This window comes from Bacillus pinisoli, assembly GCF_023036475.1.
In the GTDB taxonomy this organism is placed as follows: domain Bacteria; phylum Bacillota; class Bacilli; order Bacillales; family SA4; genus Bacillus_BS; species Bacillus_BS pinisoli.
The window spans coordinates 133,029-146,284 of sequence record NZ_JAJQKI010000007.1 but is presented as its reverse complement, the minus strand read 5'-3'; the positions used below and the strand labels follow the sequence as shown (position 1 = coordinate 146,284).

13 protein-coding genes and 3 pseudogenes are annotated in these 13,256 nt (G+C 33.9%); 14 read left to right on the top strand and 2 right to left on the bottom strand.

The window, feature by feature from the left end:
• Positions 1-39 precede the first annotated feature (39 nt).
• The 8 genes and pseudogenes from LT143_RS12065 to LT143_RS12035 all read left to right on the top strand — a co-directional run.
• Positions 40-1,407, top strand: a complete 1,368-nt coding sequence (locus LT143_RS12065; RefSeq protein ID WP_246943307.1) for a M20/M25/M40 family metallo-hydrolase — start codon at positions 40-42, stop codon at positions 1,405-1,407.
• A gap of 82 nt (positions 1,408-1,489) precedes the next feature.
• Positions 1,490-1,672 (top strand): annotated as a pseudogene (locus LT143_RS20755) (S41 family peptidase); the annotation flags it as partial.
• 507 nt (positions 1,673-2,179) lie between these two features.
• Complete coding sequence (locus LT143_RS12060; protein ID WP_246943304.1) at positions 2,180-2,626, top strand: hypothetical protein; 447 nt, start codon at positions 2,180-2,182, stop codon at positions 2,624-2,626.
• Between the two features lie 72 nt (positions 2,627-2,698).
• The gene (locus LT143_RS12055; RefSeq protein ID WP_246943302.1) at positions 2,699-3,316 is read left to right on the top strand and encodes a YdcF family protein; all 618 of its coding nucleotides are present in this window, start codon (positions 2,699-2,701) and stop codon (positions 3,314-3,316) included.
• A gap of 99 nt (positions 3,317-3,415) precedes the next feature.
• Positions 3,416-3,811, top strand: a pseudogene (locus LT143_RS12050) (NUDIX hydrolase).
• A 48-nt stretch (positions 3,812-3,859) separates the two neighbouring features.
• Complete coding sequence (locus LT143_RS12045; protein WP_246943301.1) at positions 3,860-4,441, top strand: O-methyltransferase; 582 nt, start codon at positions 3,860-3,862, stop codon at positions 4,439-4,441.
• A 463-nt stretch (positions 4,442-4,904) separates the two neighbouring features.
• A complete protein-coding gene (locus tag LT143_RS12040; RefSeq protein WP_246943298.1) occupies positions 4,905-5,747 on the top strand; it encodes a DUF2785 domain-containing protein in 843 nt (280 codons plus the stop codon).
• A 264-nt stretch (positions 5,748-6,011) separates the two neighbouring features.
• Positions 6,012-6,197: pseudogene (locus LT143_RS12035) on the top strand (transposase); the annotation flags it as partial.
• A gap of 91 nt (positions 6,198-6,288) precedes the next feature.
• On the opposite strand, the gene LT143_RS12030 reads toward LT143_RS12035, so the two are convergent.
• On the bottom strand, positions 6,289-6,912 hold the full coding sequence (locus LT143_RS12030) for an IS110 family transposase (RefSeq protein ID WP_418909830.1): 624 nt from the start codon (positions 6,910-6,912) through the stop codon (positions 6,289-6,291).
• Positions 6,913-7,725: 813 nt separating this feature from the next.
• On the opposite strand from LT143_RS12030, the gene LT143_RS12025 reads away from it, so the two are divergent.
• From LT143_RS12025 to glnA, 6 genes are all read left to right on the top strand, one after another.
• The gene (locus LT143_RS12025; RefSeq protein WP_246943296.1) at positions 7,726-8,166 is read left to right on the top strand and encodes a hypothetical protein; all 441 of its coding nucleotides are present in this window, start codon (positions 7,726-7,728) and stop codon (positions 8,164-8,166) included.
• 23 nt (positions 8,167-8,189) lie between these two features.
• On the top strand, positions 8,190-8,327 hold the full coding sequence (locus tag LT143_RS20750; protein WP_418909829.1) for a matrixin family metalloprotease: 138 nt from the start codon (positions 8,190-8,192) through the stop codon (positions 8,325-8,327).
• 15 nt (positions 8,328-8,342) lie between these two features.
• Complete coding sequence (locus LT143_RS12020) at positions 8,343-8,948, top strand: hypothetical protein (RefSeq protein WP_246943294.1); 606 nt, start codon at positions 8,343-8,345, stop codon at positions 8,946-8,948.
• 391 nt (positions 8,949-9,339) lie between these two features.
• The gene (locus tag LT143_RS12015) at positions 9,340-9,486 is read left to right on the top strand and encodes a hypothetical protein (RefSeq protein ID WP_246943292.1); all 147 of its coding nucleotides are present in this window, start codon (positions 9,340-9,342) and stop codon (positions 9,484-9,486) included.
• 582 nt (positions 9,487-10,068) lie between these two features.
• Positions 10,069-10,554: a fasciclin domain-containing protein gene (locus LT143_RS12010; protein WP_246943290.1), complete on the top strand. Its 486-nt coding sequence runs from the start codon at positions 10,069-10,071 to the stop codon at positions 10,552-10,554.
• Positions 10,555-10,884: 330 nt separating this feature from the next.
• Complete coding sequence (gene glnA / locus LT143_RS12005; RefSeq protein WP_246943287.1) at positions 10,885-12,240, top strand: type I glutamate--ammonia ligase; 1,356 nt, start codon at positions 10,885-10,887, stop codon at positions 12,238-12,240.
• A 207-nt stretch (positions 12,241-12,447) separates the two neighbouring features.
• Here the strand turns inward: glnA and LT143_RS12000 are convergent, their stop codons facing one another.
• Positions 12,448-12,849, bottom strand: a complete 402-nt coding sequence (locus LT143_RS12000) for a (deoxy)nucleoside triphosphate pyrophosphohydrolase (RefSeq protein ID WP_272495777.1) — start codon at positions 12,847-12,849, stop codon at positions 12,448-12,450.
• Positions 12,850-13,256 lie beyond the last annotated feature (407 nt).

The following is a 13,256-nucleotide window of genomic DNA, read 5'->3' as shown; positions in this document are numbered from 1 at the left end:
CACACAAAAAAGAGTTGTTAGTAATAGGAGGTTTACTACATGGATCTTCAATCAGTTTTATCCTTAATAAACGAAAGAAAAGAAGAATATCTAGAAACTCTATTTACCTTACTTAGACAAAGAAGTATAAGTTCTCAAAATGACGGAGTAGTAGAATGTGCAGAACTTCTTAAAGTCATAATGGAGGACATTGGAATTAATACTAAGATATATAAAACTGAAGGACAACCAATAGTTTATGGTGAGATAATCAACGATCCAAATGACCTGACAATCCTATTTTACGGGCACTATGACGTTCAACCTGTAGATCCACTTGATCAATGGTTATCACCACCCTTTGAACCGACCATTAGAGACGGAAAAATCTATTGTAGAGGTGTTGGAGATAATAAGGGCCAACTAATTACGCATCTACTAGCCGTTAAGACGATGCTAGATGTTCATAGTAAACTACCTATTAATATAAAATTTGTATTCGAAGGAGAAGAAGAGAGTACAAGTGTAAGTTTACCCGTTTTTGTAGAAAGTCATAAAGACTTACTCAAGGCAGATTTAGTTTACACCGCAGATGGACCAATGCCAGTTACCGGTGAACCTTTAGTGTTATTAGGAGTCCGTGGCGTATTATGTGTAGAGTTAACTGCAAAGGAAGCAGAATGGGATAATCACTCAGGTAACAAAGGGAATATTGTTCCAAATCCCGCATGGACATTAATTGATCTATTAAGCACAATGCGTGATCATAACCACAAAGTAACCATTGATGGATTTTATGACGACATACTCAAACTAACTCAAGAAGAATTAGATTTACTAAAGAAATTACCATTTGATAATGAAAAGGTAGGAAAGGAAATTGGTTATAAAGAATTAAATATGGATGGTGAAACCTACTACCGAAAGCTGACCTTAGAGCCCACATTCAATATACAAGGTTTTATAAGTGGGTATGGTGGTGAAGGATCAAAAACAATTATTCCATCTGAGGCAACTGTTAAGATTGATTTTCGCTTAGTTCTAGATCAGAATCCTTCTGATATTTTTGAGAAAGTTTGTGCTCATGTAGAAAAGCATGCACCTGGGGTTAAGGTTAAACATCTTGGTTCAATGGAACCCTCTCGAACACCTTATGGAAACAGATTGATTAAAGTCATAGAGGAGGCAGTAGAAGAGAGTTATCAACAAAAACCTATTGTTCAACCAAGCTTAGGAGGTAGCTTGCCTGACTACGTTTGGACTAAAATCTTACAGGTTCCATCGGTAGTTGTCCCTTATGCAAACTTTGATGAACAAAATCATTCCCCAAATGAAAATATGGATCTTGAAAACTTTTATAATGGGATTAAATGTTCGTGTTATGTAATTGAAGCATTAGGAGCATACAAGAATTCTATGAAAAACTAATACCGTTACTTTCTTCTTACAAAGGTAATACCTTATATAACCCATTTTGTACCCTGTAATAAATACATAAAATAAACCAGTCTACCTGTTAACAAGTAAGAAAACATTTTCAGCTGGTGAACTGTTTGCATATGCATCAAAAGAACTAGGGCGTGTAGAGATCATTGGAGAAACAACTGGTGGTAGAGCTAATCCAGGTAACTATCATCAAGTGACAATTAATATACGTTTATTTGTTCCACCGGGAGATCAATTAGTCCTCTAACAGGTGGTAATTGGGAGGGTACCGGAGTTCTCCCAAACTATGATATTGATCATGAAGCTGCATTAAAATTTGCCATAATAAAAACACTTAAGGTATTAAAAGGAAAGTATAATAACCTTCCCGAATACGTTTTTTTGTTGGATGAGATTGAGAATGAACTAAACGAATTAAATGCGAAATAGCATAAAAAACGGTGAATATTTTTTACAGGTGGTCGATTAATAATAAAAATCCATAAGGGGTGAAAACTCTTGGACTTTATCATAATAATCCTAATACTTGGTTTAATAGTTCTAGTATTTACATGTCTTTCTATTGAATTAACACTTAAGAAGACAAATGAACAAAATAAAGAAATTATTAAATTACTAAAATAGATTAAGGGAAATAAATAATTCTAGTCATTCCTCTTATTCAAAAAACGGTGAGTTTAATCGAATAAGAAACATTTTATTGATCATAATCGTCTTTACTATTGGGGGGAGTTTGTAGCTGAAATCGTTTAAAATGGTTATTTGGTTGTTTATCGTCATAGTAGTGGTTATAGCAGGATGCTCCGTTAAAGAGTTAGAAGGTGATACTCCACCAATACCAATAGTTACTGTTGGAGAAGAAAACATTGAAGTTGTGCGAGCTTCCTATTGTTGGAATACTGGTTGTGTTGACTATGCTGGACCACCTGAGATACTAGGCGGAAAATTACCCTTCAAAGTTCAAAAAGGTGCAAACATTAAAATCCGATTTGATAATGAACCAAAGCCATCTAGTATTTCTGTATCCAGAATGCTCGACAAAGACCATGAATGGTTAAAAGATGAGTTAGTAAATGGTGTACTTACTGCTCCAATTGAAGAAGGTATATATTATTATGATTTTTTAGTGAATTGGCTCTCAGAAGATGGTAAGTATTCATCAAGAGATTCCTATTATGCAATTGTTATTGAAGTAAAATAACCTAGAGATGCTTATTCAATGTAGTTTAGTGGAATAAAGAAATAAAATAAAGCAATTATGGTGAGGTGGATCATGCTAATAAACATTTCTCAGTTAGACCCGAATAAACTTAATGACCTACAAATGACTGAACTACTTTATAAAAATCTTGAAGATGATAATGTGATTGGTGATCTAATCTTTGTCCCAGGTAGTAATAAGGCTGTGGAATATCGTTTACCAAAAGCCATTGAATTGTATGAACAAGGGAGAGCAAATAAGATAATTTTTTCGGGTGGAGTTAAATGTGAAGGTAGAGACATCACGGAAGCACAATTATTGAAACAAGAGGCTATGAGAAAAGGAATCCCAGAAAAGGATATTATCATCGAAGATATTTCACTTCATTCTAAAGAAAATGTAATTGCTTCCTTATTAGTTATTGATAGGGCTTTGAACCTTCATCATATAAAAAGAATACTGGTGGTCACAACTAACTTTCATATGCGTAGATTTAACTTAACACTAAAAACATTTATGCCAGATTGGATTAATTATTCTATATGTTCAGTAGATGACCAAACTACAAAAGAAGACAACTGGTTTAATTATCCACTTGGGAGAAAAAGAGTCGAGATGGAATCAAGTAAATTAATTAATTATGTTAAACAAGGTTTTATTATAGACGAAGAAGTTGATATAACTTTTTAATTTAGCAATAACGGCATGGAGTTGTTATGTAATTTCTTTTTTATCGTACTAAAGGAGAAGGTTACTTGAACAAACATGTTAGACCAAAGGGAGACAGTCATGCGAGATAGAGGCTCAGTAGTAATTGTAGAGGACAAGCAGGTTGGGCTAATTAGAAGAATAAGAGATGGTTATGTTTATTATGTGTTTCCTGGTGGTGGGATTTAATACGGGGAAACACCAGAAGAAGCTACAAAAAGAGAAGCCCTAGAAGAACTGGGGGTAAAAGTTAAAGTTAATGAGTGCATTGCTGAAGTTGACTTTGAGGGAACTCAATACTTTTTCTTATCAGAGATCATCAATGGAACATTTGGAACTGGACAAGTTAAAGAGTACATTGACAATAATCAAGTTAGAGGAACATATCTGCCTGTGTGGGTGGATATTAGTGAATTATCGTCCATTGATGTTAAGCCTAAAGAAGTTGCTTTAAAGGTTCAAGACATATTTAAGTAAAGGGGAAGGATAGCTGACGAAGATAAAGATACACTAGGAGGTTATTTAGTGCAAACTGCATATAGGTCAAACACATTCATTCTTAAAATAGTTCAAGCTGCAAAGAAATTAGCCGAAGAAAAAGGATTTTCTAATTCCTGTTCAGATGAAGTTGGAAGACTTCTATCAGTCCTTGTGGGACAGATAAGGGATGGGAAAATTCTTGAAATAGGAACAGGATATGGTGTAGGTAGTTCTTGGATTCTATCTGCCATTGCCCCAACAACGGAATTCATCTCTGTGGATAATTGTAAAGAAAAAATGGATGTGGTAATGAATACCTTATTCCATAATCAAGTAAAATTATATGTTGGAGATTGGAAAGAGGTTATTTCAGAGGGACCATTTCAATTCATTTTCGCTGATGCAGCTACTGCAAAAACATTTGAAGGCGAAATCTTGTTACAAGCATTGGACCAAGGGGGATTGTTACTTATGGATGATTTTACCCCTGAAGAACATTTTCCAGATGAATGGAAGGGGAAACCAGATACTGTAAGAGAATTCTGGCTAAATCACGAAGAGTTAGTTGCAACTGAAATTTATTTAACCCCAAAAACATCAGCAATTCTTGCAACAAAGAGAACTTAGATTTTTCCAAAACTTTTTGTGAAGGAATACACATAAATTATAGTGGGCGTTGATTCAAGAAGGAATTGACGCTTTTTTTGTTGAAGTTACTGTCCTAACGGAGCATTTTAGTTCCACAAGAAAGGGGGATTTATTTGTATTTCACATGGATTATTGGAATCATTAGTATAATTTATTCTTTTATATGGATTGGCGGAACCCCCTCCTCTTACAGATGTGTTAACAGGGTTTATGTTTGGTGCCTTAACTGATCTGTAGTTAATTAAGAAAAAAGAAAAGGAATTTTTGATAGATAATACTCAATAAGATTTTTAGATAAAAGCTGCTAATCTTCAGAATGTGATTGGCTTTTATTATTGAAGTAAAGGGTAAGTTTTGTGGAAGTTGTTAGGCTTATGAAGCAGTTTACTACGTAAGGATTATAAGGATTATAAATAGGAGATAAAAAAGGGTGATGGTATTGATGTTAAAATCAGAACTAAAAGCAATAGACTTTGATACAGTTTTAAAACATGATGAACTAAATAATCTTGTTGAAAGAATGCTAGATAATATAGGCTCAACTGACCCTGAGTTAAGAGATACACTGATTTTTAATACATTTGGGAAATTGATCGTGGAGGACTATTTAACTGACAATCAATTGGAACATATTATTGAAGTATGCCTCCGAAATTTGTTTTTGGGTATTGAGGACAGGGAGAGTGATTTAGTATTTACTCGTTCTTTCTCCGCTTTGGTTATTGGACTAATCCTACAAAAAGATAGGCAAAGACCATTTCTATCTAAGGAAGTTGTTTTAAAGACAATAGAAGAAAGTATTAAGTATTTAAATCTTGAAAAAGATGTTCGTGGTTATGTGGAAGGAAAAGGTTGGGCACATAGTATTGCTCACGGAGCAGATTTTTTAGCTGAGGCTGTCAGACATCCCAGTTTTAACAATGGATTATCTTCTGAATGCCTTGAAGTAATTAAACTATGTTTATTCAAAGAGACTACAACTAAAGGACCTTTTGTGGATGATGAAGGAGAAAGGCTAATATTTGTATTGGAAGCACTTATTGGCATAGGGATTACACATAATGAATTGGAGAATTGGATTTTAGAAGTTTCAGATACTCTTCAGGACTTAAAAAGAAATGAAGGGTATAGTTTGAACTTTTTCTGGAAGAAGTCAAACGTTATAACTTTCTTGAGGGGGTTATATTTTCGACTGTTGTATAAAGGCGAGTATTCAGGGTTGAGAAAAATTATCACTGATATTTTGCAACAATGGCATAACCAAATATATAGTCCAAGTGAGTGAAAAAAATTTTTGTTTATTCAATTCAAGTAAACCAGCTAATAGTTTGTCAACATTTTTCAATAAAAAGATTACTAACATCATGATATACTAAAATTGAACATGCCAAATAACCTTCCGCTATACTCTAATTGGAAGGTTTTGTTGTATTTAGTTAGATATAGTTTTTAATCTATATCTTGGAAAGTAGTTCTGCTTTTTAGTAAGGCATAAATCCAATGTAAGAGCTTATTAACACATGCAATAACTGCTACTCTAAAGGGCTTGTTATTAGTTAGTATGGTTCTTCAATATCAAGAGCATCTATCTAAGATTGCGGCTGAAATAGATGCCCTCGCTAGTGAAATTGAAGAATATGAGATACTCCAATCTATCCCTGGTATCGGAGAAAAAATCGCGGCAACGATTATTTCTGAGGTTGGAGAGATAGAACGTTTTAATGATGCCAAAAAGCAAGATTAAAGATATGACTCTGGTACAGGTTGTTCTGAAATGGGTTACGAAGGGTTCTCTGCCCTTTCTTTTGCCCAGGCATCAGAGCGACTTATACATAATGAACCAATCTTTTCGGCAGCTCTCTTTCACTTACACTTAACACAGCCTGAGAGGTTGGGAATGCTAGTAATGTAAGCAACGAAACCTTTGAGTATAAACTACCAAAAACACCTCTATACTCAGGGAAGACCTGATCTAATAATGAGTGAAGTTGTAGTTTAGTTTTTGCTGATACTTCAGCGATACTCTCTTGCTGCCTAGTAAGATTACGAAGGTTTAGGAGTTGAATACCTCGCTTTTTATAAGGCTCTAACTCTTCTTTATAAAACAATTCACAAAGGTGATAGGCATCTACCGCATCTATCTTTACCTTGCGTAGACTTGAACTCTTTGCTCTATGTGAGATAAGAGGATTGACGACAATATAAACATAATTTTGCTCCTCTAGAAACTGAATAACAGGAATATGGTAGTGCCCAGTTGATTCTAAAACGACCGTAGGTTGATTACTACCAGCTGAATTTTCAACCTCTTTAAGGAACTCTAATAAACTACCTAATCCTTCAGTAATGTGTTTAATACTAAAGCTCTTACGATAAGGTTGGCCTTTATCTAAAAATGCTTGAACCTGACTTTCTCCTTTTGATACATCCAGACCAATGACTGGATTCATACAATATCTCCTCCTAGAAATACATCATTTGTCGGTAACCCCTAAAGCTTCTTGTAATGTCATAGGTTCGCTTGTTAAACGGGATCACAATGTCCCAACCAGCCTGAAACATGTTTATTCAAGTAGGGGGTGAACAGTTTAGCTAACGGGATTGATTCCCACGGGTGCGACGTTCTACCCCGACTACCGTTATCATAAGACCATATAAAAATAGGTCAACCAGAAAATTCTGGCTAACCTTATATTACGAACGGGTGCGTTACTTGAATAAGAAGGGCATAACATATTAGTCATATATAATATGTTATGCCCTTTAATTTATTTAATTTTTTTAAATTTAGGTCTTGATAATGTTATCAGTTTACACGCCATTTTCATTGCCAATTACATGATATGCACCCCAAAAACGGAACAGTTTATAAATATTGAACAACTGGTTTGTGATAATGGACCTAGATTCTAAGACTACGGAGGTTGGTAACCAGTAAACTCTTTCATTTCTTATAGAAAGACAAGCAACTTCACTAATCCTTCTATATGGGTTTGAAACTAAAGCTCATAAGGCTTCCTTTTTGTAAAAACTCTTGAACTTCAATTTCTCCTCTTTGAAACATTGTATAGACACTACTTTGATAATATTTTAAGAGATTAATCAAAAATATATAATTATATACAACTATTCCTAAATGTTGTGTTGTAATATTGTTAATAGTTGTAATATTTTGTTGTTTAATGGAAATATTTATAGTTTAAGCTTTAGGTTAAATAGCAAATATGTTATCGATTCTCGGCAAAAAATCATAGGTGGTAAGAATGATTAATACAACGCATAAAGGTCGCTCTTTACTGAAAAAAAGGCTGTTGGATATTCTAGTTCTATCATTAGTTTTTATTATAGTTTATTACGTCTCAAAACAAACTATTGAAGCCTACTACATAAATGGTGTGTATTGGAGCAGTCCTAATAGTTTAACTTATTTTGTTGATTCAACAACTATTAATGAAGGGTACAAGTCCTATAGCTCATTTGTAACTGCATGGAATCCCTCCTCCAAAGTGCAAATTGCTAAAAGTTCCACTAGTACAAGTAACGGCACAAAAACTAGTATTGTTTCATCTAACGAAGTGGACCTCGGAGGTTATTATGCAAGTGCCATTAAATATAAAAGTGATGGGTCTGCCTGTCAAATAGGGTATCATTGTTTAGTTTACAAAGGAAAGATAACTATAATGACGAAGATTTTGAAGACATAGGTCCAGATTTAAAGAAAGAAACAATGATACACGAAATGGGACACATTTTAGGATTGTCTCATGAAGACTACCTAAAATCTGTCATGATAGGAAAAGGTTGGTGTAATTGTCTTTCACCACAAACAGATGATTATAATGGCATCAATGCAGTTTATCCATAATGGGGGAATCAATTAATGAATAAATTAATTTTAACTGGAGTTCTGTTAGCAGGTATAACTTTAGGTGTGGTATTTGCCTTTCCAAATAATTCAGAAGTTGTTGTATCTGAAGGTAAGGTTGAGAAAATATATAACTCATTAGATGAATTGGAAAAAGAATCCCCTTTAATTGTAATTGGAAAAAAAATAGATGGGAAGTCTATTTTTGATAGAGACGAAGAAGGAATACCTAACTATTATTTCACACTTTCAGATTTTGAGGTGAAATCTGTTATTAAAAATGATACTGAACGTGTTATAGATAAGAAGATAACTATATTAGAGACTGCAGCATACGAAGAGAATCATGATCAACTATTAAGTGTAAATGGATATCTACCTATGGAAGATAATAAAAAATATATCCTTTTCCTCGAACTAAATGAATCAGAAAATGGACCTTCAGTTGGTTCATATAATATTAAGGGAGTTGTATTTGGGAAATTTGCGTTTGAAGAAGATAAATCAGAAAGAAAGAGATTAGAAAATAATGAAAGAAAACATTATGATCATGAAGTTTTAGAAGCGCATAATAGCATGATTAAGGTGTTAGAAGAAAAATATAGTGATTACTTAAACTAGTTTATTTCTAGACTCTTAAAGTTTGTGCTTTATTAGAAGAGCTCTTAAAGTAATATAGTTCATGCTTATTGTTATCGGGGGCAAATATTGAAATAGAACAGCTACTGATCAAAGCAGGATTAGAAGCTGTTCTTAGGGAAATTGGCACTATTTTTATTTTGTAGATGGCAGGACTGACCATTCAGATGGAAGTGGAATCATGATAGCATGACTGAACAATAATATTTAGCAATATGGATTCTGTATAAACCCCGGAAAGGGAGAGATTGGATAAGTGGGCTTTGTTGTTGAAGTAAAGGATGAATTTAATACAAGAGAGACAGATGTATTATTCAAAAAGGTGATGCTTGTTTTTTAACTATCAACTATAATAAGTAATAGAGGTGATAAAATGGATAACCAAATTCTTGAACTACTTACAGAATTGAGTAAGGAAATGAAGGGTATGAAGTCAGAGATTAGTCAATTAAAAACAGAGATGCACAATAGATTTGATGTCATTGAAACAAAATTAGTAGGTGTTTGGTGGACAATTTGAGTTAACTACCGAATCAAGAATTATGGATGTTGATTTTATTGCTGATAAAGTAAATAAACTTGAAAAAGAACTTTACATGTTAAAGTCTAAAAATAACAATTAGAGTGCAATGATGCACTCATTTTTCTTTTATCTTTATTAATCTATAAGGGGCTTTAGCACCATAAGATCTTTTCTATTTCCAGGACTAAAAAAAATCATAAATTAGAAAATGGCGTGTCAAAACTGTTATTAGTTTGCACGCCATTTTCATTTCCATTTAGGGGATATGCACCCCGAAACGGAACGGATTAGGTTTATTTTAGGAAGGTTTTTTCTTGTATAGATAGTTTCGTAACTGAACAGTATAACTGGGCAAGCCAATAAGCCACGTGAACATACTAATAACTTAACCTTAATTACATTCTATAAATTATTCCGACCTTAGAAATACCGCTATAAACTTATTCGATATATTGAGGATAAAAAAATATTTTAAACGAATACTAGCTTTAGATTTTTACATTTGGAGGTGACAGGACTAGATTAGGATTCATATTTAAAGATGCAAAAATAAGGGTTTAATAATAAGGAGGATAAAGAATGAAGAAAAAATTTACTATCGTATTTTGTTTGTTTATGTTGTTCGCATCCTATTCTACTGGAGCGTTTGCAGCTGAAAGTACAAGTAAAGACATTGTTGATATTGCTGTAGAGTCAGGTGATTTTGAGATTTTGGTAGCAGCACTTAAAAAAGCAGAACTGGTTGAAACACTTAAAGGAAATGGGCCATTTACGGTTTTCGCTCCAACAGATGATGCATTCAAAAAATTACTTAAAGATTTAAATATTACAGCAGAAGAACTACTAGCTAGAGAGGATTTAAAGAAGATTCTTCTATACCATGTAGTTTCAGGAAAAGTTTTATCGACTGACTTAAAGGACGGAATGAAGGTAAAAACGTTAGCTGATCAAGAAGTAACTATTTCTCTAAATCCAGTTAAGGTAAATGATGCTAAAGTAATCAAACCAGATGTTGAAGCTTCAAATGGTGTAATTCATGTGGTAGATAAAGTGTTATTACCTTAACTATCAGATACATATCAATACAAAGTAAAAGACTGGATTCAATTGGATTCAGTCTTTTTGGGTTTACCATTTTGTTATACTTTTATCCTTGGTAGAAGGACCTTAGGAAATAGATGATATATATAAGTATATTGAAATATTTCCTATAAATTCAAAGTATACCACTCTAAGGTGAAGTTTACGTTTCAGTCTCATATTTTATCATAGTAGACCAGTAAACGCTTTCAGAAAATTTAATAAAAAAGTTGAATAAAAACTATTGTCAAAAAACTAAATTCTCCATATAATCAATGTAAGGAAAAATAACATGATAATGTGAGGTAATATAACATGGGGAATGTAATTACTAAAGAAAATACTGGTCTACTTGAACAGATTAAAGAGACAATAAATAAAAAGAGTGTAGAGCTTTTACACCTACAGTTTGTTGATATTGAAGGTATCTTAAAGCACGTAACGGTAACTACCGCGCAATTAGAAGATGTTGTAGAAGGAAAAATGATGTTTGATGGTTCTTCCATTAAAGGATTTTCACCAATTAACAAGTCTGATCTTTATTTAGTTCCTGATCTTAATACATTCACAGTTTTACCTTGGACAGTCGAAGATGGCTACTCAGAAGCTCGTTTCCTTTGCTCTGTTTCTAACCCTGACGGTACTTTATTTGAAGGGGATACAAGAAACGTTTTAAAAAAGGTAGTAGATCGTGCTGCTGATCAAGGCTATATGATTTCTGTAGGTCCTGAACTCGAATTTTTCTTATTTAAAACAGATGAATACGGCTATCCAACTACAGAGTTAAGCGACCGCGCAGGATACTTCGAGCCATCACCTAAAGATATTGGTGAGCGCGTTCGATTAGAAATTTACCGTGCTTTAAAGGCAATGGGATTCACGATTGAAGCTTCTCACCATGAAGTTGCGGAAGGGCAGCATGAAATTAACTTTAAGTATGCTGATGTATTAACCGCAGCAGACCATGCAACGACTTACAAATGGGTTGTTAAAACTATCGCAAGACAATACGGTCTTCATGCTACATTCATGCCAAAGCCAGTTTTCGGAATTAACGGTTCTGGTATGCACGTTAACATGTCATTATTTGAAGGAAACGAAAACTCTTTTTATGATCCAGCAGACAAGAATCAATTATCTGAAAAAGCATACCAATTTATCGCAGGTCTCTTAGAGAACGTAAAGAGCTTCACTGCTGTAACAAACCCATTAGTAAACTCTTATAAGCGTTTAGTACCCGGATATGAGGCTCCGTGCTATATTGCTTGGTCGGCATCTAACCGTTCAGCATTAATTCGTATTCCTGCAAAAAGAGGATTAGCAACCCGAGTTGAGTTACGTTGCCCAGATCCTTCTTCAAACCCTTACCTGACTTTTGCAGTTATTGCAGCTGCTGGTTTAGATGGTATTGAAAAAGGCTTAGAGGTACGTAATCCAATTAACGAAGATATTTTCCATATGTCTGAAGATATTCGTGCAGATCTTGGTATTGAGAATCTTCCTGGTAGCTTAGAGGCTGCTTTGGCTGAACTACAAGCAAACGAAATTGGTCTGAAGACATTAGGAGAGCACGTTTACCGTGAATATGTAGCACTTAAGAAGGCGGAGTGGGATAATTACCGTACAGCAGTACATTCTTGGGAAATTGAAAACTATCATTCTAAGTTTTAGACCACACTCTTAATAATCATTGATTAATTTAATATTTTATAATTACTATACTCGAAGATCGTTTTGAAAATAAAGAGGACAGCTCTGCTTTAATAGCAAGGCTGTCTTTTTAAGTTACATGTTTTAAAAGGGACATGTTTGATCTTTACACGAAATAAGTCTTTATCCTGAAACAGAATTTTTCAACCAACACTTGCACGAAAGTAATTAGTTAGCGGATCCTTCTGCTATTAGGAGTTCAACGGCTGGTATGTCTGCAGGAGCCCAAACTAATGAGCCTAGACGTTCTCTATTTACCCACAGAATTTCTGCGTGTTCGCTTGGATTTGGTATACCATCAATAATATTACATTTAATGGTTATTAAACGGATAAGAAACCCGTCATATTGGTGTGTATTTTCATGAAATACCTCATTAGCTTCTATTTTACATTGTAATTCTTCAGCAATCTCTCTTTCCAAAGCTGTATAAAGATTCTCATTATTTTCAACTTTTCCACCTGGAAATTCCCAATGATTGGGTAAAGTCATATCGGAAGAACGTAAGGCACACAGAAGTTCCTTTTGGTCATTTTCAATGATAGCAGCAACTACTTTAATCTCTTTCAATTGAATCCGACTCCTTACTAGTACTTTAACTTAGGCTGTTTTCGTAAAGATTGTTGACTTCGTAAAAATCCCAATTACCGGATTTTTACTCGGTAGTACAACGTCCAGTGATTTAAATAGAGAGAGTTGCTCTTTTCTAACAATTATCACTATGGTTTTGTGTACAAAATAGGTGGGTTTTAGAAAAATTAGCTTGAAAAACAACAAAGTTTTAGAAAAGAGCCTTAACTTATTATCCTTCAAGTAAAACATAATTTCAAATAAGCGGAATGGAATGTATAAGCTTCTTGACCCTAATTTAAGACATATAGGAACAAGTTGGTTTCTCGTGCCGAGTTACTTAATGTATTTTACGGATGAATATTTAATGCATAAGTATTAAAACCCCTAATAAATATGAAGGGAAT

Bases quoted from the DNA above. Each gene is read 5' to 3' on its own strand.
- LT143_RS12065 (WP_246943307.1), top strand. From the start codon at position 40: ATGGATCTTCAATCAGTTTTATCCTTAATAAACGAAAGAAAAGAAGAA.
- LT143_RS12060 (WP_246943304.1), top strand. From the start codon at position 2,180: ATGGTTATTTGGTTGTTTATCGTCATAGTAGTGGTTATAGCAGGATGC.
- LT143_RS12055 (WP_246943302.1), top strand. From the start codon at position 2,699: ATGCTAATAAACATTTCTCAGTTAGACCCGAATAAACTTAATGACCTA.
- LT143_RS12040 (WP_246943298.1), top strand. From the start codon at position 4,905: ATGTTAAAATCAGAACTAAAAGCAATAGACTTTGATACAGTTTTAAAA.
- LT143_RS12030 (WP_418909830.1), bottom strand. From the start codon at position 6,912: ATGAATCCAGTCATTGGTCTGGATGTATCAAAAGGAGAAAGTCAGGTT.
- LT143_RS12025 (WP_246943296.1), top strand. From the start codon at position 7,726: ATGATTAATACAACGCATAAAGGTCGCTCTTTACTGAAAAAAAGGCTG.
- LT143_RS20750 (WP_418909829.1), top strand. From the start codon at position 8,190: ATGATACACGAAATGGGACACATTTTAGGATTGTCTCATGAAGACTAC.
- LT143_RS12020 (WP_246943294.1), top strand. From the start codon at position 8,343: ATGAATAAATTAATTTTAACTGGAGTTCTGTTAGCAGGTATAACTTTA.
- LT143_RS12015 (WP_246943292.1), top strand. From the start codon at position 9,340: ATGGATAACCAAATTCTTGAACTACTTACAGAATTGAGTAAGGAAATG.
- LT143_RS12010 (WP_246943290.1), top strand. From the start codon at position 10,069: ATGAAGAAAAAATTTACTATCGTATTTTGTTTGTTTATGTTGTTCGCA.
- glnA (WP_246943287.1), top strand. From the start codon at position 10,885: ATGGGGAATGTAATTACTAAAGAAAATACTGGTCTACTTGAACAGATT.